We start from the raw sequence: 24,151 nt of genomic DNA on the forward strand, positions 1-24,151 counted from the left end.
GTGATTTTCTCATGCGCTTTTCGCATCTGGCCGTAATGGGTCTTGTTGGTGTATTCAGCTTGACCGGGTGCGTATTTTTTCCGCAGGAGCAGCTTTATCAGCTGCAACCAACCACCGCTACAGAACTGCCCCGCTCGGGAACAGGCGTGGAGGTTCTGCTAGGCCCTTTCAAGCTAGCCGATTATCTACAGCGGGAAACGCTGGTTCAGCGTCAGGGAGATGGCACGCTGGTCGTCAACGATAAGGCCCGCTGGGCGGGGGATCTGCAAAAGGACATGGCCCAGTTGATACTGCGCCAACTGGCCAGCGATCTCGACAGCAGTCGCCTGGTGCTGTACCCGGACGATACTGGCTTCAAGCCGGAACTCCAGATAACGCTGGAAATCAGTCGCTTGGATTCGGGGCCTGAGCAGCCTGCCGTGCTGGAAGCCCAGTGGCGCTTGCTCGACAGCCGGGGCGAGATGCAGAACGGCCGGATTCTGCACTTGCGGCAAAACCATGACGGCTCGCTGAGCGATCAGGTGCATGCCCAGGGTTTGTTGCTGCAACAACTGAGCGATCAGATCGCCAGCTCTACTCGACCGCTGGTAGCAAGGCTGGAGGCCGAGAAAGCACGGGCGGCAAGAGCAGCAAAGGAGCAGGCGGCACTGGCTGCCACCCGCAAGAAAGAGAAGGAAAAGATATTCAAACTACCTGCTTCGGTTCCGATTCGCACCGATATGGAAGTCTTTCGTTTCTGATTCTGGCCCGCGAGCGGGCCATCCATCAGGCTCGCAAATGTTCTTCCTGCAGGTGCGCCAACTGCCGTTCCAGCAATCCGGGGTAGGGGTCGCAGAGGCTTTCGACGCAGCAGGCACCTGTCGGTTTGGCGACGGGACGGGTGCGTACCCGCTGGCGAATCAGACTGTCCTCGGCTACCAAACGCTCCACCAGTAGCAGATTGTGGCTGTGCTGGGCCAGTGTCAGTGCGGATTGCGCGGGCTCACTGAGCAGCAGGTCGATCTGGCTCAGGGCTCCCAGGCCTTCACCCTGGGTCAGCCCGAGCTGCAGTTGCAGGGTCACTCCGTTGTTCATGCCCATTTCCGCCTGCAAGCCATGGTTGAGCGAGCGCAACAATTCACCGCAGCACAGGGCGTGGGTCAGGTAGTTCTGCTCATTGCCGCGCTGGTGAAATAGCATCAGGCTGCTGCCATCTCTGAGGGTATGCAGCTTGGCCCGATAGAGTTGGGCGACCTGTTCCAGATAGTCGGCATGACGTTGCAGCAGATCCAGTTGCCGGGTACGGGCGAGATGCCCGGACGGATCCTGGACCACGAGCCGCACGGCCAGCACGGCGCTTTTGTCGGAAGGGTGGGCTGTTGCTGTGGTTGGAGTGATTCGTTCTGTCGTATCACGCAGGCCGGCCGGCGAAGAGGGGTGATCGATATCGGCGGCGGACAGATCGAAATCCAGATCGTCTTCGTCGAGCGTTTGTTCGGCGCGCAGCGAATGCGACTGTTGCGTACGGGAGTGCCGTGGCTCGTCGTTTTTATCGGAAGTGCCGGTTGCCGACATCTCTTCCTGGCCGAAATCCGGCTCGATATCCTGGCGTGCCGCGGATTTCGCGGGTGCCAGGCGTAATTGCAGCTGGCGCGCTAGTTCGCCTATCTCGTCCTGGCGTTCGGTACTCGGTGCTGGATACTTCGGATCGCGCAGCCACAGGCGCAACTGCAGTAACGGCATGCTGATCTTGCGCCCCAGGCGCACGCTCAGCCACAGCGAGAGAATCAGCAGAGCCAGCATGAGTAGCCCCAAGTTTTGCTCGCTGACGGTCACCGGTTGCTGGAACTGCTGCATGTCGAGATCGATGCTCAGGCGGCCTTCCGGCACATCCTGGATGACGATAGGCGCAGCATACGAACCCTGGTTGTCGTCGCCCAGGATGCTCCGCCGGGGCGTCACGGTGCCGGCTTCGGCGAGCAGGCGGTTGTCCTTGCCATGAATGGCCGCATGGGCCACCAGCGGATTCTCCACCAGATCGGTCAGCAAGATGTTCAGGCTCAGCAGATCCTTGGCGACCAGCAGTTCGCTGGCCGAGTTCGTCGTCTGCTGCAAGAAACTCTGGCCAAGTGCATCGGCATGCTGGCGCATGGCGTACTTGAATTGCATGCCCATCGACCAGGCATGGATGAGCAAGGCGAGCACAACCAGCAACAGGGTATGGCAAACGATGCGTAAAACCAGCGGTAGGCGCCGTTGGCGCAGGGCACGATAGGGCATGAGGATGATGTTGTCGGGTCTGACCGATGCGGGCCGCTTCATGGAGCGTGGCTCTTTTGAAGTGGGATTGCGTTGCAGTATAGCGAGCAGCCAGTGGCTGGCAAAGCGGGTAGAATCATCAGCTTTTAATAAGGGAGTTGCGCCTTGCGCGAAATTGTCCTGATTAACATCACCGGGGAGGATCGCCCCGAACTGACCGCAGCCATTACTGGCATCCTGGCTGAGGCCCGGGCGAACATCCTCGATGTCGGCCAGACGGTACTGCATAAGGTTGCGTCGCTCGCCATCCTGGCGGAAGTTCCCGACTGCATCGACGAATCGCCACTCCTGAAGAAAGTGCTGTGTGTCGCCCATGAATTGGGCATGCAGGCACATTTCACGCCGTTTTCCGCTGCCGATTACCGCCAATGGATGGATGCTCAAGGCAGGTCTCGGCATATCATCACGCTGCTGACCCGGCAGATGACGGCGGAACAGTTGCAGCAGGCCAGCGCTGTGGCTACCCGCCATGGCCTGCATATCGAGCGCATCGAGCGCCTGTCCGGCCCCGTGATCGCAGGCTCTGCCGAGGCCGGCCGCACGGGCTGCGTCGAGCTTACGGTGTGCGGCGAACCGGCCGATCCGCTGACCATGCGGACCGAATTCCTCCAGGTGGCGCAGGAGTCGCAGGTCGATATCGCTTTCCAGAGCGATTCACTCTTGCGCTGCAATCGTCGCCTGGCCGTCTTTGATATGGATTCGACGTTGATCGAGGCCGAAGTGATCGACGAGCTGGCCAAGGTAGCCGGTATCGGCGAGCAGGTGGCGGCGATTACCGAACGGGCGATGCGCGGCGAGCTGGATTTCCAGGCCAGTTTCAGGGAGCGCCTGGCTCTGTTGAAAGGGCTGCCGGAGACGGCCCTGGCCGAGGTCGCGGCCAGCCTGCGGCTGACCGAGGGCGCCGAGCTGTTGTTCGCCGAGCTGCGCCGGCTCGGTTACAAGACGGCGATTCTTTCCGGTGGCTTCAATTATTTTGCCCGTCAGGTGCAGCAGAAGCTGGGCATCGATTATGTGTTTTCCAACGAGCTGCAAATCGTCGATGGCAAGCTGACTGGCGTGGCCGTGGAGCCGATTGTCGATGCCCAGCGCAAGGCTGATTTGCTGTGCAAACTGGCGGAGCAGGAAGGCCTGTGCCTGGAACAGACCGTCGCCGTCGGCGACGGCGCCAACGACCTGCCGATGCTGGGATTGGCTGGGCTCGGTGTGGCCTTCCGGGCCAAGCCGCTGGTCAGGCAGTCGGCCAGGCAGGCGATTTCCACGCGAGGGCTGGACGGTATTCTCTATCTGCTCGGGTATCGGGACCGCTACCGTGATTTCGATAAAGACTGCCGATGACCGTGTGGGCGGGCCTGCCGTTGGTCAGGTTCGCCTTTGCGCTTGCGGCTTTCGACAGGTATGGCCGATCTGGCCGGCGGTCATCGATTTTCGGCACCGAAGTCATAGTTCATCGAATGACTGGGTTCCTGTAGGTAATATCCCTGGATGTAGTTGACGCCGGACTGCCAGAGCGTAGTCAGGACGGTAGCGCTTTCGACGCAGGGAACAATGCTCCGCTTGCCCTGTTCATGCAGGCTGCCCAGCAGGTTCTGCAAGGCTTCCTTGTTCTCGGGGTTCGCCAGGTCCTGTATGTAGGCACTATCGATTTTGACGAATTCGACCGGCAGGTGCCTGAGGGTATTGAAGGGATTGAACTCCCGGCCGAAGTGACTCAGCGTGATCCGGCAGCCGAGCTTCACCAGGCTTTGTACCAGGGTTTGTACTTGCCTGAGATAGGTTGTCGCATCTGCTTCGTCTATCTGGAATACCAGTGATGAGGCAGTCGGTTGCACATTGTTCAACTGATCTTCCAGCCAGCCCGGAAACGTCTGGTCCTGCAGGCTGGCGCCGGATAGGTGCAGAAACAGCTGAGGGTCATGTCCCTTGGATAGCTGCTCTGCCAGATGCTGGAGCGAATGGCGGATTACCCAGCGATCGATGGTCGTGAGCATGCCGGTTTCACTGGCTGCGTCGAGGAATTCGGCCGGAGATATTTCATCTCCTTGCGGATTGATCAGGCGCAGCAGTACTTCGTAGCGTTCGCGCTCGTCGTCGCCACGAAGGCTGATGATCGGCTGGAAGAGCAGGCGGAATGCGTTGCTCTCCAGGGCCTGCTGGACTATCGCCTGGAGGTTGCCGCGACTGGCTGCGGCCGCGAGCTCATGGGCCGGATCGTAGCGCATGAGCGCATTTCCCGCCGCCTCATCACAGCAGCGATAGGCACGATCGAGGGCTTCCTGGAGGCAGGTATTCGTCTTGTCCAGCCCGGCAACGCCGATACTCAGGGTGATCTGTATCGTACGGCCGGATATGTCGAAGAGATGGCCTTCGACCTTTTTCAGCAGTTCCTTGAGTATCGGCTCTGCCTGCCGGGTGGAGGTATCCGGTTGCAGGAAAGAGAACAGATCATCGCCGAAACGGCCCAGCAAGATCTGTTCGGGAACATGCTTGCGCAACAGCCCGGCCAGGGCAGCAAGCAGCGAATCGGTATCGCGCATACCGATTCTGGACTGCAGTGCGCAGAAGCGGTCGATGCGAATGAGCGCCAGGGTGATTGCGTGATTCTGGGCAAGCGCTTGTTGCGCCACGTCGATGAAACCATTGCGAGTAGGCAGGTCGGTTACTGGATCCCGCTTGTCGCCGATCGTCGGCGGTTGCTCTTCCAGTGTCGCTGCGTTGTCTGCATGCGGACGAATCACGATCTGAGTGCAGGGTTCGCCGTCGTAGTGGGCCGAGGAAAAGTGCATCCTGACCGTGGGTCGGGTACCGTCTGCCCTGATGACGGCACACGCCAGCTCGCCGGTATTTTGCTTGCCGCTCTGGTTTTTCAGGTGCTGCTTGATTTCCCGGTGGGCTTCCGGCGCGATCAGGTCAATTACCGGCGTGCCTGCCAGTTCTTCGGTATCCAGGTGGCCGAACAGCTCCAGATAGGTGCGATTGGCATGGATATGCATGCCGTCATGGACATAGGCGATGGCATCTACGGAGCTTTCCAGCAGTAGTTGGCAACGTGCCCTGGCTTCCTGCAAGGCTTGCTCGGCGGCGTGACGAGCCCGGTATTCTGCCAGATTGGCCAGTTCACGGTTGGCTACCAGAATCAGACGTTCGTCCTCTCCCCTGGGGAGCGCATCTTGCGCGCCTTGCAGCAAGGCACCGGTGATGAGTTCGGGGTCGTTGCTGGCAGCAAGTTCTATCAGCGGAGTCTCTTGTGTGGCATGCCGGACCTGGCGGATGGCCTCGGCAGCGGCGATATCCTCGCAGCTGGTGACGAGGATCAGATCCCAGTCTTGCCGGAGTGCCTGCTCCAGTTCCGCTCCCGAAGTCGAGCGCTGTACTCGGGTTGCATAACCGGCGTTACGAAACAGGCCTGCCAGCCGCTCTGCCTCATTCTGAGAGTCTTCGACGATCAGCAGGCGCAGGGGTTTTTTATCCAAGGTAATTACGCGCCTGGCCGGAAAAATCCATGGGTGCCGGAAATCTACAAGCACTTGCGCAGTGAGTCAAAGCCTTCGCTCTGGCTTGCCAGCTTGTCTGGCAAGGGTGTGATCGGTGTCTCTTGCCATGCCTTTCGGTTCGCTGCAATTCGGGGTGACATGGCACAAGGCACCCTGTTTCACCGGCTGGTATGTCCCATGCCTTCGCCCATGCGGACGGGTTCGAGAGTCGCCAGTTTTTCGGCCCAGGCCACTTGCTCGGCGCCGAATAGCAAAATGACCGTCGAACCGAGCTTGAAGCGACCCATCTCCGCGCCTTTTTCCAGGTGAATCGGCGCTCGTGCAGCTTCATCGTAGCGGACGCTTTTGAGGATGCGCCTGGGCGGTGTGACCAGCCCGGCCCAGACGGTCTCGATGCTGGCGACGATCATCGCCCCCACCAGCACCATGGCCATCGGGCCGTGCTCGGTATCGAATAGGCAGACGACTCGTTCGTTGCGGGCGAACAGTTCCGGGACATTATCGGCGGTCACCTGGTTGACCGAGAAGATGCGTCCAGGGACGTAGACCATTTCGCGCAGCGTGCCTGCCAATGGCATGTGTACGCGGTGGTAATCCTTGGGTGACAGGTAGATCGTGGCGAAGCTGCCGCCCATGAAGGGCTCGGCGAGTCGGTGATCGCCGCCGAGCAGGTCGGTCAGGCCGAAACTGTGTCCCTTGGCCTGGAAGATGCGCCCCTGCTCGATACGGCCGATCTGGCTGATCGCGCCATCGCAAGGATTGAGGACGGCGCCGGGCGTTTGATCCAGCGGTCGGGCATCTTCCTTCATGGGGCGGGTGAAAAAGGCATTGAAGTGTTCGTAGCCGTCGGCATCCTCGATCAGGGCTTCATGCATGTTTACCCGGAAGTAACGGATGAATGCCCTGATGAGGATGTTCTTCAGCCAGCGTACCCGGCATTCTGCCAGGCCGCCGACCAGGCGCGAGATCAAGTGGTGGGGAAGCACATATTGGCTGAGGATGAACAAGCGATCTTTCATGCAGGGGGTCATTGCTCGATGGGTGTGTCGGCCATATTACCCCATTCGCCCCAGGATCCGGCGTACCCCTTGACTCGTGGATAGCCGAGGGCCTTGGCCACCAGGTAGGTGAAACCCGAGCGGTGGTGCGTCTGGCAGTGGGTGATGATTTCCTTGTCCGGCGTGATGCCGAGGCTTTGCAGCTGTTGTGCGATATCCGTGCGGATGCGCATGGCGCGAGCCGGGTCCATGCCGGCGGTCCATTCGAAATTGATCGCACCGGGGACATGTCCGCCGCGGGCGGCCAGTACCTTTTCCCCTCGGTATTCCTGTGGCGAGCGGGCATCCCAGATCGCCAGGTCGGCGGCGCCGAGGCGTGTCTGCAGGTATTCGCGGGTCGCAGTGGGCTGCTCGTGCAGGGTCAGCGGTACGCTGGAAGCCACGGCAGGCGGGACTTCCTGGCTGAGTGGACGATTTTCGGCGAGCCAGGCATGCAGCCCACCGTTCAGATAGTGGTAGTGGCGGTGGCCGATTACGTCCAGCAGCCAGATGAAGCGTCCGGCCCAGCCGCCGCCTTCGTCGTCGTAGACGACATAGACGGCTTCGGGGCGATGGCCAAGGGCGCCGAACAGCGCTTCGAGGTTTTCCCGGGAGGGCAACAGCCCGGGTGCCGGAGGCTGGCCCAGCTGGGTTTGCTTGGGGTCGACGAAACGTGCGCCGGGAATATGCCCTTCTGCGTAGCGGGCAGCGCTGGTCAGGTCGACAAGAATGAGTTCGGGAGCATCGAGACGTTCGGCCAGGGCGGCAGGCTCGATAACCAGTGGCAGATCGGAAAAGACGGACACGGCAGGCCTCTGTTCAGTCTTGCTGAAAGTAATCGGAGTGTAGCTAAAAAATCGGGCCGGGAGTTTGCCGCCATCGCTCAAGACGCGTTCGAGCCATTACGCGATTCGGGCGAAAAGCTACCCATGAGATTCGCCGATAGCGGCGTTCGGTCAGCTTTTCATCGGAATGCTCTTCAGTCTGGCGCACAGCGACCGATAACGCAGGGATATCGTTCGAGTCGGGTAGTCCGGATGGCAAAAATCATAGGCATCATCGTCATATTCGCTGCGGTGCTGGGCGGCTATGTGCTTTCCCATGGCAAGCTTGGCGCGCTGATCCAGCCTTTCGAGGTCATGATCATCGGCGGCGCTGCGCTTGGCGCTTTCCTGCAGGCCAATCCTGGCAGCACTTTCATGCAGGTCTTCAAGAAGTCGTTGAAAATGTTCGGCCACCGTTTCAGCCATGCCTTTTATCTGGAGGTGCTGAAACTGATCTACGACATTCTCAACAAAAGCCGTCGCGAAGGCATGATGGCCATCGAAGTGGATATCGAAGACCCCAAGGCCAGCCCGATCTTCAGCAAATATCCCACTATCCTGCAGGACGAGCGGATGATGGCTTTCATCTGCGATTACCTGCGCATCATGTCTTCCGGCAACATGGCTCCCCACGAGTTGGAGGGGTTGTTCGACATGGAGCTTGCGAGCCTCAAGGAAGAGTTGGAGCATCCTGCTCACGCTGTCACGCGGATTGCCGACGGCCTGCCCGGATTCGGCATCGTCGCAGCGGTACTGGGGATCGTGGTAACCATGGCGCTACTCGGTCAGGTAGAACAAGCCGAACTGGGCGTGCATGTGGCGGCGGCATTGGTGGGGACCTTCCTGGGGATTCTGGCGGCCTACGGCTTTTTCGGCCCCCTGGCGACCTGCCTTGAGCACGATGCCAGGGAGGAGCTCAATCTGTACGAGGCGATCAAGGCCAGTCTGGTGGCTTCCGCTTCGGGCATGCCGCCGACGCTGGCGGTGGAGTTCGGGCGCAAGGTGCTGTTTCCAGCCCACCGCCCGAGCTTCAGTGATGTCGAACAGGCAATGCGTGGCAACTGACGGCCATGGACAATACGCAACCGATCATCGTCAAACGTATCAAGCGCTATGCTGCAGGCCACCATGGCGGCGCCTGGAAGATTGCCTTTGCCGATTTTGCTACGGCGATGATGGCTTTCTTCCTGGTGCTCTGGCTGATGTCTGCGACGACTCCCGAGCAGAAGAAACTGATTTCCGGTTATTTCCAGGACCCCATCGGCTTCAGCGAAAGCGGCTCGCCCTATGTCATCGATCTGGGTGGCACGCCGGTTCCCGCGCCGGATCGTACGCTCAACCCGCAGGCCGATGTGCCAAGTACGGGCCAGTCGCTGGATACACGCAATGCCGAAGCCATTGCCGAAAGGCTCGAGCGTGAAAGACTGGATCTGGTCTTGCAGGAATTGCAGAACAAGATCAACGAAGATCCTGAACTGAAGAAGTTCAAGGATCAGATTCTCATGGATATTTCCCGGGATGGCTTGCGGATCCAGATCCGCGACGCGGCCAATCGGCCGATGTTCGCGCTGGGCAGTGCCCAGCTACAGCCTTATTTCGAGGACATTCTGCTGGCCATGGTGGATACCCTCAAAGGGGTTGCGAACAAGATCAGTATCAGTGGCCATACGGACGCCAAGCCCTATGCCGGCAACGGCCAGTTCGGCAACTGGGAGCTGTCTGCCAACCGGGCCAACGCTGCGCGCCGGACGCTGGTGGCCGGTGGTTACCCGGATGCGCAGATCGCCCGTGTCGTAGGCTACTCATCCACGGTGCTGTTCGATCGGCAGGATCCGTTGAGTGCAGCCAACCGGCGCATCGAAATCCTGGTGCTGACCAAGAAGGCGCAGGAGTCCATCGAAGGCGATTCATCCAGGCCGGATGCGTTGCAGCCAGGCAACCCGTCTCCTGCCGTTCCCGCCAAGCCCGCAGCGGGATCGGTTCGACCGGGAGAGGCCGGGCCACTGTCGGCGACGCAACTGCGGGAGCAACTGGACATCTTCGAGGATGGCGTGCTGAATATGCAGGAGCAGCAATAGCCGTGCGCCTGCGGTACGAGATAATCGTTCTGCAGCCTCAGTATTCCGTTTGCGGCAGGCTACTGAGGATATGCCGATAGCTTTCCATGCGTTGAGGATGGATGCGGCCTTGCTCCAGCGCTTTGAGCAGGGCGCAGCCGGGTTCATGCTCGTGATGGCAATCACGGAAGCGGCAGCGCCCGAGCAGATCGTCGAACTCGCGAAACCCCGCCTCGATTTCGGCGCGGGTCACATGTCCCAGGCTGAATTCGCGAATTCCGGGGGAGTCGATCAGCTCGCCGCCTCCGGGAAAGTGGAACAGCCGCGCCGTCGTCGTGGTATGGGTGCCTTTGCCGGTCAGCTCCGACAGGGCGCCCACGCGGGTATCCAGGCCTGGCAGCAGGCTGTTGACCAGCGATGACTTGCCTACCCCGGATTGACCGACGAAGACGCTGACATGCCCGTCCAGTCGAGCCTTGAGCTCATCCATGCCGCTGCCTTGCCGGGCCGAGACTTCCAGCAGGGGATAGTCCAGCGCTCGATAAACGGCGAGCAGGGTTTCCAGCCGTACCTGGTTTTCCGCTGTTACCAGATCGGCCTTGTTCAGCAGCAGCAAGGGCTGGATTCCGGCGTGTTCTGCTGCAACCAGGTAGCGATCGATCAGATTGGCATGGGGCTCGGGCAGTGGGGCGAAGACAATGACGATTCGATCCACATTCGCGGCCACCGGTTTGAGCTGGCCGCGGCTGTCCGGTCGGCAGAGTTCCGTACGCCGCGGCAGTTGCGCGACAATGACGCCGTTGCCCTGGTTACCGGGGCGCCAGACGACCTGGTCGCCGGTGACCAGCGCAGGCAGGTTCGCCCGTAGATGGCAGCGGAATATTTGCCCGGCCAGTTCGTCCTGGCGGGCTTCCACTTCTACTTGGACCCCGAAATGGGCAATGACCAGCCCTTCCTGTTCGCGGCCAAGGTCACCGCCTTCCAGTTCATCGACAAGGCGCGATTCGCGGCGGGCGGCACGGTTCGCGCGTTCTTCCTGGATCTTCTCGATGCGCCAGCTCTGGCGGCGGTTGAGTTGACGTTTGGCCATGATTGATAGTGGTCGGCTGGAGCGGGAGGCGAGTCTAGCATGGCGGCGCGTTGGATAACGGAATCGGGCACATGGGCTGCTGAGCTACAATGCACCATCACGCCAAGGAGTATCCGCCATGCAAAATCCGCAGAATCTGATCTGGATCGACCTGGAAATGACCGGGCTGGATCCGGACCGGGATGTCATTATCGAAATGGCGACCATCGTTACGGATAGCCAGCTCAACGTCCTGGCGGAAGGGCCGGTGATCGCCGTACACCAGAGTGACGAGATTCTGGCCGGCATGGATGAGTGGAACACTCGTCAGCATGGCGGCTCCGGCCTGACCCAGCGGGTTCGTGAGAGCCGTATCGAAACGGCCGAAGCCGAAGCGGCGACCCTGGCTTTCCTGGAGCAATGGGTGCCGGCCAGGAGCTCACCCATCTGCGGCAACAGCATTTGCCAGGATCGCCGCTTCCTCTACCGGTATATGCCGAAGCTGGAAGCCTACTTCCATTACCGCAATCTGGATGTTTCCACCTTGAAGGAACTGGCTGCACGCTGGGCGCCCCATGTGCGCGATGGAGTCGAGAAAAGCGGCAAACATCTGGCTCTGGATGATATTCGCGATTCGATTGCCGAATTGCGTTATTACCGCGAGCACTTCATCAAGTATTAACTTCAGGCTTATTTCCCAAGCTTTCGCAATTCCTCGGACTCGACGATTCTGGTGCCTTCGCTTTCTTCCAGAGCGAGGCGCCAGAGGGCGCGAGCCAGGACGCTGGCTTCGATGCCCTGGTATTTTCCGGGCAATAGACGCAACAACGGCGCTGTCAGGCGTTCGGTAATACGCAGCTCGCTGCGCGGGCCGAGCAACTGTGCCGGGCGGGTTATGGTCAGTTGCGGCCAGCCCTGTGCTTGTAGCGCCTGTTCCATTGCGCCTTTCACCCGGTGGCAGGGATCGGTGCTGTGCGGGTCCGCCCCCGGCGCGCTGATCACCACCAGATGCCGGGCACCCAGTTTACGGGCGCGGCTGGCAAAAACCCGTACCAGATTGGCATCCAGATCGATCAAGGTTTTCTGGCTATCGGTCTGTCCGCAAGTACTGGCTAGGCAGCAGAATGCCACGTCGACCGGTCCTTCGAGCTCGGCAAGCAGCGCCGCGAATTCTCCGACCGGATTTTGCAGGCGTGGGTGTTCGGCCAATGGCATGTGGGTCGGGGCCTGCACGCGCTGGATGGTCGGCTCGCTGAGCAGGCGGTCGAGTAGTTGTGCGCCGATCAGGTCAGTGGCTCCGGCCAGCAGGATTTGCCGTGGTGTCAGATACATGGTTTTACTCCCGGCAATGGACAGGAGCCGGAAAAGGCCGTGTCTTGCTGCAAACTGCGCCAGCGCCCGAGTACTTCCGGAGGGGCCCAGAGTTGCGGGTCGGATGGAGAGTACCGGGCGGCCTGTTCTCGTTCGGCAATCTTTTTGCGGGCCAGTTCGAAGGCCTGTTTCAGATCTTTCGTTTGCTGCAGTGCCTCGGCGAACAGCGCCTGGCCGAAATAGGTGAGATTGCTGGTTTCCGTGCAGCCAAAGGAGGCACGGTCGGTGCGGGCGGAAGTCATGATCAGGGTATGGCGGTTTTTCAATGGATTGATGAAGCCGCCGGAATAGCAGGCCGAGACAATGATTACCTTGTCCCGGTCGGCCAGTGGTTCGAGCAGGCGGGCCAGTCCGTTTGCCGGCAGGTTTTCCAGCGCCAGACGGGGTTGCTCCAGCGTCAGTTCGTGATCTTCCGAGCCATGGCTGGTGAAGTAGAGGAAAATCAGATCTTCTCGTCCGCTGCGCTCGGCCAGAGCCTGGATGGCTCGCGCCAGGCTTTGGCGGGTTGCCATCGGCCGGTCGGCCAGGTGCTCGCGATGGTTGATCAACGTGATCGTGCCACGGGCGGCGAAACGCTCATGCAGGAGCTTGGCGACGTAGTCGGCTTCGCGCAGAAATACGCTCTGTTGCCCATCGCCAGCCAGGGTCAGGGCATAGAGTTCGCGAGCCGGCGTTGAGTGTGGCAGCCTGGCGATGGCTTCTTCGAGCAGGCGGCCCTGTACCAGCAGGCCGACTTCCAACGGGTCGGGCAGAGACTGGCCGCTGGCATCGGCAATGCGCCGGCCGGCGCGCCATTGCCCTTGCTGCGCGGTGCCGTCGGCGAGCTGGAGTTCGCCGAACCCATCGAACAGACCGTCGCGGAATTCGCCCTGGTAATGGCTGCCATCCGGCAACTCCAGATAACCCTGGCCGTGATAGCGCCATTGGCGGAACTGGCCCTGGTAGAGCGTACCGTCCGTTCCCTGATGCTGTCCTGCGCCATCCAGCGTACCGTCGCGAAAGACCCCGGTCCAGACGTCGCCGTCGGCTCCTTCATAACGGCCCTGGCCCTGGAAGCGATCATTCGCGAAACGACCTTGATAATGGTCCCCCGCAGCGTTGCGATATTCGCCTTCGCCATTGAGCACGCCGACGACGAAATTGCCTTCGTAGCTTTCGTCGCTGTATTCCAGCCGGCCATGGCCGTGGTAGCGGTCTTTCCTGAATTCGCCGGTGTAGCGGACTTCGCCTTGTCTGAAGGTACCCAGGCCGTACATGTGCCCTTCCTGGAAATCACCTTCATACCAACTGCCATCGGCGTAGGTGAAACGGCCATGCCCATGGAACAACCCGTTGCGGAATTCGCCGGTGTAGCGGTCGCCGGTCGACCCTTGCCAGTGGCCCTGGCCGTGCCAGTGGCCGTTCTGGAAGTTGCCCCGGTACCAGCTACCGTTGGGGTAGTCGATACGGCCGACCCCCTGCAGCAGTCCGTTTTCCACAGTGCCCCGGTAGCGGCCGCCATCCGGTAGGATCGCATCGGGCAGGCTCAAGGGCTCTGTGTCGCCGCAGGCGCAGAGCAGGCAGAAGAAGATGAACAATAAAAGATGGTGCCGCATAGCGCTCCCCGAGACATGCTCGCAATGAACGGGGTTTCGTTGAACACGCCCGCGTAACTGTCGGTCGCAGTATGCCGAATAGGGAGCGTTCCCTGCAGTCGCCATAGGTTGGGTCGCATCCTGCGACGGACCTCTGCTATAAAACCACCCATGTCTCAGGAGGCGTGCCATGTTGCTACGCGGTTTGTCTTTGCTGGTGCTGTTCCAGTTGCTGGGAACGGCAATCAGTGTGTTATTCATCCCCTTGCTGCCAGGGCCGATTGTCGGAATCCTGCTGCTGTTCGGCTTTCTGCTATGGCGTGGCCGGGTCGGCGAGCCGATGCAGCAAGCCGCTACCACTCTGCTGCGCTTTCTACCCTTGTTGCTGGTTCCGCCTGCAGTCGGGGTAATGGCTTATGCGGCGGAAATCCTCGACCATTTCTGGGCGATTGCCGGCACGATGACGCTTTCGCTGATCATCTCGCTGGTCTTCACCGGCTGGCTGATGCAGTTTCTTATCCGGCGTCAGGCAAACCGTCGGGGGCAGGCATGACTCTCCAATGGCAGGCGGCCTGGGTGGCCGTGACGACTCATCCCCTGTTTTCCGTGGGGGTTACCCTGCTGGCTTATCAGTTGGGTATGACCATTTACGAGCGCGCCCGGAAAGTCTATTTGCAACCGTTCCTAATCTCGGTCGTGACAGTGATCAGCGTGCTGCTCGCCTGTGGCGTTCCCTACGAGCTCTATCGCACCAATACCACGTTGCTGACTCTCCTGCTGGGACCGGCGACGGTCGCGCTGGCCGTTCCTCTGTTTCTTAATCTCGAGCGTATCCGGCAGTTGTTCGGACCGATCATGCTGACTTTGCTGGTGGCCGGTACCGTCACTACGCTGCTGGGTGTCGTGCTGGGTTGGTTGTTCGGCATCTCTGAGCAGCTGTTGATGACCCTGACACCAAAATCGGCGACTTCCCCCATTGCCATGCTGGTGGCAGAAGAGATCGGCGGTATCGCTGCGCTGGCGGCGGTTTTCGTCCTGCTGACCGGGGTGTTGGGAGCCATTCTCGGTCCGGTGCTGTTGACGCGTTTCGGCGTTCAGCATCCGGCAGCAAGAGGCATGGCACTGGGGCTGACCGCCCATGCCGTGGGAACCGCCCAGGCACTGCAGGAGGGTGAGGAGTGCGGCGCCTTTTCTGCCCTGGCCATGAGCCTGATGGGCGTAGCCACCGCAGTTCTGCTGCCATTGGTCGTCACTCTGCTGCGTTGATGGAGCTTTCTATGTCGCTTCCCCTGTTTGCGCTCAATACCGTGCTCTTTCCCGGTTGCATGCTGGACCTGCAGGTTTTCGAGGTGCGCTACCTCGATATGCTCAAGCGCTGTTTCAAGGCTGGACATGGCTTCGGTGTGGTGTGCATCCGCGAGGGCAGCGAAGTGGGCGAAGCGGCACAGTCCTTTGCGTCGATCGGCTGCGAGGCGCTGATTGGTGACTGGCAGCAGCAGCCCAATGGGCTGCTCGGCATTCGTGTCGAGGGTGGGCGGCGTTTCGAGGTGGTCAACTCGAAAGTGCAGGACGATCAACTGATCGTCGCCGATGTTCGTTGGTTGCCTGCCATCGATGAGTTGCCGCTGGAGGACCGGCATGCCGATCTGGCTGCCTTGCTGGATGCACTCGGGCAGCATCCGATGGTCGAGTCCCTGGGCCTGGGTGGCTCGGTCGGTGGGCAGGATGCGCTGGCTAATCGCCTGGCTTATCTACTGCCGTTCTCGCCCGAGCAAAAGCTGTCGCTACTGGCAACCGCCATGCCCGGTGAGCGCCTGGAAACGATACAGGCACTGCTCAAGCGGTTGAAGGATGGCGAACCCTGAGATCTTCAAGGCCAGTCGGTTAATTCTGCAAACTGAATTATTGGGCACTTTTATTGTCCAACGATGCCCGTTGTCTTTTAACGAGACGGAGCAAGCAGATTGGAGGATCTCAACCATGCTTAAACGACTATTTTTAGCATTCTTGCTGGTCTCGCCGCTGACATTGGCAATTTCCCTACCGGTTTATAGTGCAAGCGCACAAGGTAATTCACCAGCACTTGCCACCTCTAATAACGCGACGACGCTAACCACGCCCTTTACCCCACAGATCTGTACCACGCTGCTGGGCATTACCTATGAGATGAGCCAGCAATGGCAGATCACCCCAGACCCTGAAATGCTCAAATCGCTGGTCGATGAGCATTTGGCCATGGAACCTGAACAGAGCACCTATTTCTGGGCGGCGACCTTCGCGCGTGACTCGGTAATCTCGGCTATCTATGAGCGCGATATCGAGAGGCCGCATACGCCCGAGCAAGATATCAAGGATGCCCAGAAGCTATGCAATAACCTACAGCAGTCTGGTAAGACCTATACCACCACGCTTTACCGTAATCCTGCCCAATGAGTAGGGCCAACGGGAATGGATAGCCATGCTTTATCGGCAGACGAGCTATCGCAGCCAACGGCCAGAACCTTGAGGTAATACAGCCTGAACTTGGGGGGGTTGCCCCGCCAGGGTGTACTGCATTTTCTGCATGGATAACAACGTCTTTGGGGCTGTCTTGGATTAAAGCTCAACGTTCCAACCAATCCCGTAGCGTAGCCAGTTGCTGTTTGGGCGTTCCGTCGCTGAATCGGAACTCCCATTTTCTGAGTCGACAACGACTTAGTTGCCATCTTGGATAATGTCAGTGATCCAGGACAACCCCTGAAACACCAATGATCATCCATGCGCCAGCCGGAGCGGGTCAGGGACTATCTGCTGCGCATCGAGCGTAAACCTGTAAAGGATTTGGGCCGCTGCTTGATGAGTTTATGCGTGCTAAGTGCGAGCGCTATATATGCTATTGCGGTTATAACCAGTCGGGCTGAAAACATTTCAGAGATTGTTGTTATTTATTAGTAAAGTTTTTATATATCAATTAATTATGATTTATTTTTCTGGTTGAAAAAACATCGTAAATCCTTACTTATCTATTCTTTATAAATCAATTAAGGATGGTATTTAGTTATATCGACCTGCTTGGCTATTCCTCAAAGTATCTAGTGTAAAGACTGTAAATGCATCTTTGGATCATTTGATAGTGCTTATCATTTAAGTTATTTTTGCGCCTCGCCTCTGCATGGATGCTGGTTCTGTCGGATGGAGAGATGGAGTCTGAAGCCAAGCGCTTTTTCCTCTTCTCAGGCAACACCACCTCCTCGTCGCAGGTTGTCATCGTTCAGCGAATGGATCGAGGTAAGGATCATGTATTTGCGCTTCAAACTTAATCATCTGACTTTGTCGCTTCTTACAGCATCCTCGCCAGCCATGGCTCAGATAGTTGTTGAAGAAAAGAAAGATGATCCCCTGGTCGAGAAGACATTAGAGATAACCAATGAGCAGTCCAATAATTCACTTGAAATAGGACAAGTAGTGGTAACTGCTCAGGAGGAGCTTAAGCAAGCTCCCGGGGTTTCCATCATCACTGCCGATGACATCAAGAAGCGCCCACCGGCTAACGATTTGTCCGATATCATCCGCAAGATGCCGGGTGTGAACCTTACCGGCAACAGCTCCAGCGGCCAGTATGGTAACAACCGCCAGATCGACATTCGCGGGATGGGCCCGGAAAACACCTTGATCCTCATCGACGGCAAGCCGGTCCGCTCGCGCAACTCGGTGCGCATGGGGCGCAGCGGCGAGCGGAACACTCGTGGTGATACCAACTGGGTGCCTGCGGAGCTGGTGGAGCGCATCGAGGTGCTGCGCGGTCCGGCGGCGGCGCGCTACGGCTCGGGTGCGATGGGTGGTGTGGTCAACATTATCACCAAGGCACCCACCGAGAAGACCAGCGGCTCGCTTTCCTGGTACACCAACCAACCGGAAAGCGAATACGAAGGCTACAGCCGGCGCTATAACTTCAGCTTGTCCGGCCCCATCGTCCGCAGTCTTTCCTATCGTCTGTACGGCAATATCAACAAGACCGATGCCGACGACCTGAAGCTGAACCAGGCCTATGTCGCCGACGGTGCCACTACCGCCCCGGCTGGTCGTGAAGGGGTGCGTAACCGTGACTTGGGTGCCATGCTGCGCTGGGACATGACGCCGAACCAGGTCTTTGAACTGGAAGGTTTCTACAACCGCCAGGGCAATATCTATGCTGGTGATCGGGCGGTTTCCGGTACCGGCTCGGAGTTGCTGACCACCTTGGCCGGAGGCGGACGGGAAACCAACATCATGTACCGCCGGGGCTTTTCGATCACCCATCGCGGCACCTGGAGCTGGGGTACCTCGAACCTGATCTACGCCTACGAGAATACTCGCAACCGCCGCCTGAACGAGGGGTTGGCCGGTGGCAGCGAAGGCAGTATCAACTCGAGCGACATGACCACTTCCGAGTTCGACAACTATTCCCTGCAGGGCGATGTGAACATCCCCTTCAAGTTTCTGTTCGACCAGATCGCCACCCTGGGTTTCGAGTACACCAAGGAGGTACTGGACGATCCTTTCTCGATCACCCAGGGAATTTCCGGCAACCAGACCATTCCCGGCTTGTCCGGTGAGCGCAAGCGCGAATCGACCCAGGAGAATGGTGCTCTTTTCGTCGAAAGCAATATCAGCCTGACCGATCGCTGGACGCTGACTCCCGGCATACGCTATGACAATCACAGTCAGTTCGGGATCAACTGGAGCCCGAGTCTGAATACCACTTACAAGCTGACCGATGCCGTCTCGCTGAAAGGCGGTATTGCCCGGGCCTTCAAGGCACCCAACCTGTACCAGTCCAACACCAGCTACCTGTACTACACCATGGGTAATGGCTGCCCGACGGATTATCCAAGCCTGAATGGAGGCTGCTACGTCATGGGTAACGACGACCTGGATCAGGAAAAGAGCTGGAACCTGGAACTGGGCGTTTCCTATGTCGATGCCGGCTGGAACCTTGGGGTCACTTACTTCCGCAACGAATACGAAGACAAGATTCAGGCTGGCTATGTTCCGATCGGCACCACTACTGGGGGGTCGACCACCGGGCGGATCCTGCAATGGGAGAACGCCTCCAAGGCAGTGGTGGCGGGTTGGGAGGGCACCATCAATATCCCGCTAATGGGGAATGAGGGGGACGTGCTCAGCCTGAATACCAACTTTACCTACATGATCGAGAACAAGAACAAGAGGACCGGGGAACCGCTGTCGGTGATTCCCAAGTTCACTGTCAACTCGATCCTGGACTGGCAAGCTACCCAGGCGCTCAACCTGAACCTGAGCATGACGCTGTATGGCTACCAGGACCCGCGTACCTTCAGCAGCCAGTCCGGCTCGTCGGTCACCAGCGAGGATGCCTTGAAACAGCGTGGCGGCTACACCCTTTGGGCGGTCAACGGCAATTATGAGCTGACCAAGAACTGGAGCTTTGGGGCTGGTATCAACAACATGTTCGACAAGGAGCTCAAGCGTGAAGGCACGAACGCCGGGAGTGGCGGGGCGGGTACCTATAACGAGCCGGGCAGGTCTTACTATGCTTCAGCCAAGTTTACGTTCTGAGCTGATGGTGGCGAATTGCCCGACTTATCGCCGGCGATTTTCGCATGGACGCGGATCCGTTTCAGCATGAGCCGACAAACCGGATATATACAGGATGTACCTTATCCCCATCACTATCAGCGGGAGTCCACGCCACTCTGGCTAAGCTTCATCACGGCTGCCTTGGGCATTCAGGGGCCGGATATCACTCGGCCTTATTCATGGTGTGAGCTGGGTTGCGGGCAGGGGTTCGGCGCGGTAATCAATGCCGCGACCAATCCGTTGGGGCAATTTACGGCCATCGATTTCAACCCGCAGCATATTGCCCACGGTCGCGATCTTGCGCAGGCGGCCGGGCTCGATAATCTGGCTTTCATCGAAGCCGATTTCTCATCCCTGATCCAGATCGCACGCGAGCAAGGGCCGCAGCACGATTTCATCGTGTTGAACGGAGTGTATTCCTGGATTTCCGCCAGTGACCGGCAAGCGCTGCATCAATGCATCGAACACTGGCTCAAGCCGGGCGGCATTCTTTTTCTGGGCTATATGTGCCAGCCCGGCATGGCGTTTCTGGCCGGCGCGCAACGTTTTCTGCGTTGCCATGCCGAGCATGCTGCCGGCGATGCGGTGCAACAACTGCTGGCGGGCATGGCAATGCTGGAGCGTATGGAGCAGGGGGGGGCCGGATTTTTCCAGCATTACCCGCTGGCCGGGCAGTACCTGCGCCTTGGAAAGACACAGGATCCGCGTTACCTGGTCCATGAATTGCTCAACGAGCACTGGGAGTCGCTGCACGTTGCCGATGTCATGGCAAACATGGCAGCGTGCGGCTGCGACTATATCGGCACGGCTACGCCACTGGAGAACATCGACGCCTTGTCCTTGCCGGGCAATCTGCTGCCTATTCTCGACGCATTGCACACGCCAGCCGAGCGGGAAACCTTCAAGGATCTGGCTCGCAACCAGTCCGAACGGCGCGATCTTTACCAGAAAGGTATCCGGCGGCTGGATAATGAAGCCCATCGTCAGGTATTGCTCGATCAAGTGGTTTCGGTCCTGCCCGGAGCACCGTCGAACGGCGGTCTCACGTTCGATACGCGGATCGGCCCAGTCCAGGGGGATGCGAGCCTGTTCGGCCCGTTGCTTGAGAGTCTGGCGACAGGCCCCTGTGCATTTGCTGAACTGCTGCGCCTGCCCGCGTTGCAGGCGCAGGCCAGCCTGATCAATCCTGCATTGCAGATGCTCGCCTGGGCAGGTTATCTCCACCCGCTGTTGCCGGGGGAGGTTGCACTTGAGCGTTGTCGGGTCTTGAACCGAGTCATCGCCGGGCGCGCCATGCGTGGCGAAAGCTATGCCCATCTGGCCGCGCCTACTTTGGGGAGCGCATTGGGCGCTGAGCCGTTGCACATGGTCGCTATGCGGGTGGTGCTGGAATATCCAGAGATCGGCGGCCGCCTGCTACGGGAAACGATCCTGGCAGTCTTGCGGGATAACGGTATCGCTGCCGGCGATGATCTTCAGGCACGCCTGGATGCTTTTGTACGGATAACCCTGCCGGCCTGGCAGCAAATGGGGATAGTGGAGATACAGCGATGCGAGTAGTTCTGTCCGCTCTGCTGGGCGCGTTGCTGATCCTGCTAGCCGACGCCTTTTGCCAGGCGAAGCCTGACCTGGGACGCAAACTTGGTCCGACCATCGCCGATAGCGGTTCGGCGGTGTACCTGTTCACATCGCTGGATTTCACGAGCAGCGATGGTGAGCGCAGGTATCGGGTGAGTGTGGCCATTCCTCGCCGGACCGCTCCGGAAAAAGGCTATCCGGTTATCTACATGCTCGATGGCAATGCCGTGCTCGCTGCTCTGGACGAGCCACGTCTGCGGGCCCTGGCTGCCGACGAGCCACCGGTCATTGTCATGTTGGGCTATGAGACCGATCTGCCTTTCGAGGTGCGGGCCCGGGCTTTCGATTACACGCCAGCGCTGGCGGACGGTCGCCCTATGGAGGACGCACTGGCGCCTGATCGCAAGAATGGTGGTGCCGATGATTTTCTCGCCTTGATCGAGCGGCGTATCAAACCTGCCGTCGGTGAGTTGGCCAGGCTCGACCCCTTGCGCCAGACTTTGTGGGGGCATTCGTATGGCGGACTGTTCGTGCTGCACGTTCTGCTGTCCCAGCCGCACGCCTTCCAAACTTACGCTGCCGCCGATCCGACACTCTGGTGGCGGCAGGGCGCGCTGATCGAACGCGCCCGTGCCATGTTGGACGAATCGTCCGAGCTGAAGGGCATTCGCCTGTTGGTCATGCGCAGTGGTGAGGGGCGTAATGGTCCGCCGCCACCGAATGTCGATCCCGCCGTACTTGCCGCCCGGCAAAAGGCTATGGCCAGTGTGCCGGAAGATGCGGCTTTGCAACTGACACGCAGTTTGTCCCATGCCCCTGGCATCGCGATTCAATACCGGGAATATCCCCAACTGACCCATGGTCCCTTGTTGCCGATGTCCATCGGTCCGGCGCTACGGTTGGCCATGGGTCACTGGGTTGATTGATCCATTTCTTGTCGATGAGGGAATTATCTTGATCCGTCGATTGCGCGACAATCCAGCCTGGCAAGCCCGGCTGGATATCGGTTTGCGGGTTGCTGCGGCGACTATCGGAGGTTATTTTTTCACCTATGCCTGCACGGCTGCCATGGCTCGCCTGCTGCCGTTGGCCAGGTTCGATGCCGTGATGGTTTCGTCGCTGCTTGCCTTCGCTGTCTATACCGCCGTGATTGTCTGGGTGTTCGCCGCCGCTTCTGCCTGGCGGGCTTGGCTTGGGATTGCGCTGGCCTTGCCCTTGGCCATCATCGGCTTCTGGCCGGGCCTGTTCGGGAGCGGAGCTTGATGCCGAGAGTCAAAAGCTTTACCCAATCCATGGCCTGGTTGCATTCCTGGGCGGGGTTGATCCTGGGCTGGCTCTTGTTCGCCATTTTCCTGACCGGCACCTTGACGATCTTCGACAAAGAGATCAATTGGTGGAGCCAGCCGGAGCTGCGCGATCAGCAGGTGACTCAACAGGAGGCGGCACGGGCCGCCTGGAACTGGCTGGCGCGTGAGCATGGCGATGCCGAGGTCTGGAACATCTCCTTGCCTACGGAGCGCGCGCCGGTGATGAGCGTTTCGATTGGCGACAATCGGCGCAGTGGCGGCAAGGTGCTGGACCCGCACAGCGAAGCGTTGGTGCCGGTGCGGGAAAGTGCCGGTGGCAATTTTCTGTACCATTTCCATTACACGCTGCATATGCCGCGTACCTTCGGGATCTGGGTGGTGGGCCTGGCAGCCATGGCCATGTTGACGGCCCTGGTTACCGGCATCGTCATTCACAAGCGAATCTTCAAGGATTTCTTCACCTTTCGGCCAGTCAAGGGCAGGCGTGCCTGGTTGGATGGGCACAATGCCTGCGCCGTGTTGATGCTGCCGTTTCATCTGATGATCACTTATACCGGGCTGGTGATCTTCGTCATGATTTATATGCCGGCGGCGGTGGATGCGCTCTACGACGGCAATCGTGAAGCCATGTTCCGTGAGGCCCGGCCGCTGGCGGAGAAAGGAGCTGAACCTCGTCAGGGCAATGAGCGGCGAGACGGCGGGCGTCAGGGCAATGAGCGTGGACCGCGTATGGTTGAGCAAGCGCCTGCGGCTGAAATGCTGCCATTGGAATCTTTTATCGGCAAAGCTGAAAGCGTGTTTGGCCCGGGCATGGTCGCGTCCATGACTATCAGTCATCCGGGGCGAGCGAACGCCGTTGTTTCGCTGCGGCCCTTACTGGGTAGCCGGATCGCGCTTACCAAAGGTGTGGAGGTGCGCTTCGATGCAGTGAGCGGCAAGTTGTTACAGGCTCCGCTGGAGCCGCGGGCCAGTGCCTTGACCCAGCAGGTAATGACTGGGTTGCACTTTGCCCAGTTCGGCGGTTATCCGATGCGCTGGCTGTATTTCCTCTGCAGTGGTGTCAGTTGCGCGATGATCGCGACCGGGCTGGTGCTGTTTGCCATGAAGCAGCGACTCAGAACTGCCGAGGTGAACCGGGGCCACACGTTCTTGCGAGTCGTCGACGTGCTGAATATAGCGGTGGTGGCCGGTCTCGTGCTCGGCTGTATCGGTATGCTCTGGGCCAATCGCCTGCTACCGGTTGAGCTGGCTGGGCGTGCCGGTTGGGAAGAAAGCCTGTTCTTCGGCATCTGGGGAGTGTCCTTGCTGCATGCCGGGTGGCGTCAGCCAGGGGCGGCCTGGCGGGAACAGTTGGGCGTTGCAGCCCTGTTGTGCCTGGGATTGCCATTGCTCGGTTTCCTGACCCAGGATGCTGGCGCGATGGATACGACTCGCCTATCACTGGCACTGGTTGCCGTGCTGATCGGCCTCATGCTGGCCTGGACAGCCTGGCGGGTAGGCCGACCGGCAGCCACCAATGGCGTGCCCCATGAACCCACTCAACATCTGGCAGGAGCAGGCTGATGCTGGCAGCATTCACTGCGGGCATGACGCTCGCCTATACGGGCATGCTTGCCCTATGCCTCGGGTTGGAACGCCATTACCGACAAATCTGGCGGGAGACGCCACCAGTCTGGCTGCGTCGCGGGCTTCGCGTGGGCGGCTGGATGGTGTTGGTCATGGCATTTCATGCCTGTAACCTGGCCTGGGGCGCGGCGATGGGGGCGGTTGGCTGGTTCGGGTTGGTTTCCCTGACCGGCTTTGTCCTGTTGCTGCTGTTGCCCTACGCGCCGCGCCTGGCCGTCTGGTTGCCCGTGGGTGGTGGATTGCTCTGGATAGGGGTGCTGGTCACTATGTAGCTATGGCTTGTGGGTTGCCATGGCTGCCCATGCGCAACCTCGGCAGGCCATGGCGAAACCCGATGCTGTC

At 59.5% G+C, this 24,151-nt stretch carries 22 protein-coding genes; 15 read left to right on the forward strand and 7 right to left on the reverse strand.

The window, feature by feature from the left end:
- Window positions 1-11 precede the first annotated feature (11 nt).
- Window positions 12-740 (forward strand): PqiC family protein, encoded by a 729-nt coding sequence (locus tag FHR87_RS04255; RefSeq protein ID WP_183165484.1) that lies wholly within the window; start codon window positions 12-14, stop codon window positions 738-740.
- A 25-nt stretch (window positions 741-765) separates the two neighbouring features.
- On the opposite strand, the gene FHR87_RS04260 is transcribed toward FHR87_RS04255, so the two are convergent.
- Window positions 766-2,301, reverse strand: a complete 1,536-nt coding sequence (locus FHR87_RS04260; RefSeq protein WP_183165485.1) for a histidine kinase — start codon at window positions 2,299-2,301, stop codon at window positions 766-768.
- Window positions 2,302-2,403: 102 nt separating this feature from the next.
- On the opposite strand from FHR87_RS04260, the gene serB reads away from it, so the two are divergent.
- Window positions 2,404-3,633, forward strand: coding sequence for a phosphoserine phosphatase SerB (gene serB, locus FHR87_RS04265; protein ID WP_183165486.1), 1,230 nt, complete (start codon window positions 2,404-2,406; stop codon window positions 3,631-3,633).
- 80 nt (window positions 3,634-3,713) lie between these two features.
- Here serB and FHR87_RS04270 read toward each other — a convergent pair whose 3' ends face one another.
- The 3 genes from FHR87_RS04270 to rhdA form a co-directional block, all read right to left on the reverse strand.
- Window positions 3,714-5,774, reverse strand: a complete 2,061-nt coding sequence (locus FHR87_RS04270; RefSeq protein ID WP_183165675.1) for an EAL domain-containing protein — start codon at window positions 5,772-5,774, stop codon at window positions 3,714-3,716.
- Between the two features lie 173 nt (window positions 5,775-5,947).
- A complete protein-coding gene (asd, locus tag FHR87_RS04275) occupies window positions 5,948-6,808 on the reverse strand; it encodes an archaetidylserine decarboxylase (RefSeq protein WP_183165487.1) in 861 nt (286 codons plus the stop codon).
- A gap of 8 nt (window positions 6,809-6,816) precedes the next feature.
- The gene (gene rhdA, locus FHR87_RS04280) at window positions 6,817-7,632 is read right to left on the reverse strand and encodes a thiosulfate sulfurtransferase (RefSeq protein WP_183165488.1); all 816 of its coding nucleotides are present in this window, start codon (window positions 7,630-7,632) and stop codon (window positions 6,817-6,819) included.
- Window positions 7,633-7,863: 231 nt separating this feature from the next.
- On the opposite strand from rhdA, the gene motA reads away from it, so the two are divergent.
- Together motA and motB are read left to right on the forward strand one after the other, a co-directional pair.
- Window positions 7,864-8,715: a flagellar motor stator protein MotA gene (gene motA, locus FHR87_RS04285; protein WP_183165489.1), complete on the forward strand. Its 852-nt coding sequence runs from the start codon at window positions 7,864-7,866 to the stop codon at window positions 8,713-8,715.
- A gap of 5 nt (window positions 8,716-8,720) precedes the next feature.
- Complete coding sequence (gene motB, locus FHR87_RS04290; RefSeq protein WP_183165490.1) at window positions 8,721-9,728, forward strand: flagellar motor protein MotB; 1,008 nt, start codon at window positions 8,721-8,723, stop codon at window positions 9,726-9,728.
- A 37-nt stretch (window positions 9,729-9,765) separates the two neighbouring features.
- Here the strand turns inward: motB and rsgA are convergent, their stop codons facing one another.
- Window positions 9,766-10,797 (reverse strand): small ribosomal subunit biogenesis GTPase RsgA, encoded by a 1,032-nt coding sequence (gene rsgA, locus FHR87_RS04295; protein WP_183165491.1) that lies wholly within the window; start codon window positions 10,795-10,797, stop codon window positions 9,766-9,768.
- Window positions 10,798-10,915: 118 nt separating this feature from the next.
- Between rsgA and orn the strand changes: the two genes are divergently transcribed.
- Window positions 10,916-11,458: an oligoribonuclease gene (gene orn / locus FHR87_RS04300; RefSeq protein WP_183165492.1), complete on the forward strand. Its 543-nt coding sequence runs from the start codon at window positions 10,916-10,918 to the stop codon at window positions 11,456-11,458.
- Between the two features lie 8 nt (window positions 11,459-11,466).
- Here the strand turns inward: orn and FHR87_RS04305 are convergent, their stop codons facing one another.
- Together FHR87_RS04305 and FHR87_RS04310 are read right to left on the reverse strand one after the other, a co-directional pair.
- Window positions 11,467-12,108 carry a Rossmann-fold NAD(P)-binding domain-containing protein gene (locus FHR87_RS04305; RefSeq protein WP_183165493.1) on the reverse strand — a complete coding sequence of 214 codons (642 nt, stop codon included), beginning with the start codon at window positions 12,106-12,108 and terminating at the stop codon, window positions 11,467-11,469.
- The gene (locus tag FHR87_RS04310; protein ID WP_183165494.1) at window positions 12,099-13,742 is read right to left on the reverse strand and encodes a C13 family peptidase; all 1,644 of its coding nucleotides are present in this window, start codon (window positions 13,740-13,742) and stop codon (window positions 12,099-12,101) included. Before FHR87_RS04310 ends, FHR87_RS04305 begins: the two co-directional genes overlap by 10 nt.
- A gap of 169 nt (window positions 13,743-13,911) precedes the next feature.
- On the opposite strand from FHR87_RS04310, the gene FHR87_RS04315 reads away from it, so the two are divergent.
- The 10 genes from FHR87_RS04315 (at window position 13,912) to FHR87_RS04360 (ending at window position 24,081) form a co-directional block, all read left to right on the forward strand.
- Window positions 13,912-14,274 carry a CidA/LrgA family protein gene (locus FHR87_RS04315; protein WP_183165495.1) on the forward strand — a complete coding sequence of 121 codons (363 nt, stop codon included), beginning with the start codon at window positions 13,912-13,914 and terminating at the stop codon, window positions 14,272-14,274.
- Window positions 14,271-14,987: an LrgB family protein gene (locus tag FHR87_RS04320; protein ID WP_183165496.1), complete on the forward strand. Its 717-nt coding sequence runs from the start codon at window positions 14,271-14,273 to the stop codon at window positions 14,985-14,987. Before FHR87_RS04315 ends, FHR87_RS04320 begins: the two co-directional genes overlap by 4 nt.
- Window positions 14,988-14,998: 11 nt before the next feature.
- Entirely contained in the window at window positions 14,999-15,586 is a 588-nt protein-coding gene (locus tag FHR87_RS04325) for an LON peptidase substrate-binding domain-containing protein (protein WP_183165497.1), read from the forward strand.
- A gap of 115 nt (window positions 15,587-15,701) precedes the next feature.
- Window positions 15,702-16,154 (forward strand): hypothetical protein, encoded by a 453-nt coding sequence (locus FHR87_RS04330; RefSeq protein WP_183165498.1) that lies wholly within the window; start codon window positions 15,702-15,704, stop codon window positions 16,152-16,154.
- A gap of 843 nt (window positions 16,155-16,997) precedes the next feature.
- Window positions 16,998-19,277 (forward strand): FepA family TonB-dependent siderophore receptor, encoded by a 2,280-nt coding sequence (locus FHR87_RS04335; protein ID WP_183165499.1) that lies wholly within the window; start codon window positions 16,998-17,000, stop codon window positions 19,275-19,277.
- Window positions 19,278-19,343: 66 nt separating this feature from the next.
- Window positions 19,344-20,858, forward strand: a complete 1,515-nt coding sequence (locus tag FHR87_RS04340) for a class I SAM-dependent methyltransferase (RefSeq protein ID WP_183165500.1) — start codon at window positions 19,344-19,346, stop codon at window positions 20,856-20,858.
- Complete coding sequence (locus FHR87_RS04345) at window positions 20,849-21,802, forward strand: alpha/beta hydrolase (protein WP_183165501.1); 954 nt, start codon at window positions 20,849-20,851, stop codon at window positions 21,800-21,802. Before FHR87_RS04340 ends, FHR87_RS04345 begins: the two co-directional genes overlap by 10 nt.
- A 28-nt stretch (window positions 21,803-21,830) precedes the next feature.
- Entirely contained in the window at window positions 21,831-22,139 is a 309-nt protein-coding gene (locus FHR87_RS04350; protein WP_420826719.1) for a DUF3649 domain-containing protein, read from the forward strand.
- Window positions 22,139-23,746, forward strand: a complete 1,608-nt coding sequence (locus tag FHR87_RS04355; protein WP_183165503.1) for a PepSY-associated TM helix domain-containing protein — start codon at window positions 22,139-22,141, stop codon at window positions 23,744-23,746. Before FHR87_RS04350 ends, FHR87_RS04355 begins: the two co-directional genes overlap by 1 nt.
- The gene (locus tag FHR87_RS04360) at window positions 23,746-24,081 is read left to right on the forward strand and encodes a DUF3325 domain-containing protein (protein WP_183165504.1); all 336 of its coding nucleotides are present in this window, start codon (window positions 23,746-23,748) and stop codon (window positions 24,079-24,081) included. Before FHR87_RS04355 ends, FHR87_RS04360 begins: the two co-directional genes overlap by 1 nt.
- Window positions 24,082-24,151 lie beyond the last annotated feature (70 nt).

It is taken from the genome of Azomonas macrocytogenes (genome assembly GCF_014191985.1).
GTDB lineage: Bacteria > Pseudomonadota > Gammaproteobacteria > Pseudomonadales > Pseudomonadaceae > Azomonas > Azomonas macrocytogenes.

Excerpts from the sequence above, each read along its gene's own strand:
- FHR87_RS04255 (WP_183165484.1), top strand. The coding sequence starts at position 12 with ATGCGCTTTTCGCATCTGGCCGTAATGGGTCTTGTTGGTGTATTCAGC.
- FHR87_RS04260 (WP_183165485.1), bottom strand. The coding sequence starts at position 2,301 with ATGAAGCGGCCCGCATCGGTCAGACCCGACAACATCATCCTCATGCCC.
- asd (WP_183165487.1), bottom strand. The coding sequence starts at position 6,808 with ATGAAAGATCGCTTGTTCATCCTCAGCCAATATGTGCTTCCCCACCAC.
- motA (WP_183165489.1), top strand. The coding sequence starts at position 7,864 with ATGGCAAAAATCATAGGCATCATCGTCATATTCGCTGCGGTGCTGGGC.
- motB (WP_183165490.1), top strand. The coding sequence starts at position 8,721 with ATGGACAATACGCAACCGATCATCGTCAAACGTATCAAGCGCTATGCT.
- rsgA (WP_183165491.1), bottom strand. The coding sequence starts at position 10,797 with ATGGCCAAACGTCAACTCAACCGCCGCCAGAGCTGGCGCATCGAGAAG.
- orn (WP_183165492.1), top strand. The coding sequence starts at position 10,916 with ATGCAAAATCCGCAGAATCTGATCTGGATCGACCTGGAAATGACCGGG.
- FHR87_RS04305 (WP_183165493.1), bottom strand. The coding sequence starts at position 12,108 with ATGTATCTGACACCACGGCAAATCCTGCTGGCCGGAGCCACTGACCTG.
- FHR87_RS04310 (WP_183165494.1), bottom strand. The coding sequence starts at position 13,742 with ATGCGGCACCATCTTTTATTGTTCATCTTCTTCTGCCTGCTCTGCGCC.
- FHR87_RS04315 (WP_183165495.1), top strand. The coding sequence starts at position 13,912 with ATGTTGCTACGCGGTTTGTCTTTGCTGGTGCTGTTCCAGTTGCTGGGA.
- FHR87_RS04320 (WP_183165496.1), top strand. The coding sequence starts at position 14,271 with ATGACTCTCCAATGGCAGGCGGCCTGGGTGGCCGTGACGACTCATCCC.
- FHR87_RS04325 (WP_183165497.1), top strand. The coding sequence starts at position 14,999 with ATGTCGCTTCCCCTGTTTGCGCTCAATACCGTGCTCTTTCCCGGTTGC.
- FHR87_RS04330 (WP_183165498.1), top strand. The coding sequence starts at position 15,702 with ATGCTTAAACGACTATTTTTAGCATTCTTGCTGGTCTCGCCGCTGACA.
- FHR87_RS04335 (WP_183165499.1), top strand. The coding sequence starts at position 16,998 with ATGTATTTGCGCTTCAAACTTAATCATCTGACTTTGTCGCTTCTTACA.
- FHR87_RS04340 (WP_183165500.1), top strand. The coding sequence starts at position 19,344 with ATGAGCCGACAAACCGGATATATACAGGATGTACCTTATCCCCATCAC.
- FHR87_RS04345 (WP_183165501.1), top strand. The coding sequence starts at position 20,849 with ATGCGAGTAGTTCTGTCCGCTCTGCTGGGCGCGTTGCTGATCCTGCTA.
- FHR87_RS04355 (WP_183165503.1), top strand. The coding sequence starts at position 22,139 with ATGCCGAGAGTCAAAAGCTTTACCCAATCCATGGCCTGGTTGCATTCC.
- FHR87_RS04360 (WP_183165504.1), top strand. The coding sequence starts at position 23,746 with ATGCTGGCAGCATTCACTGCGGGCATGACGCTCGCCTATACGGGCATG.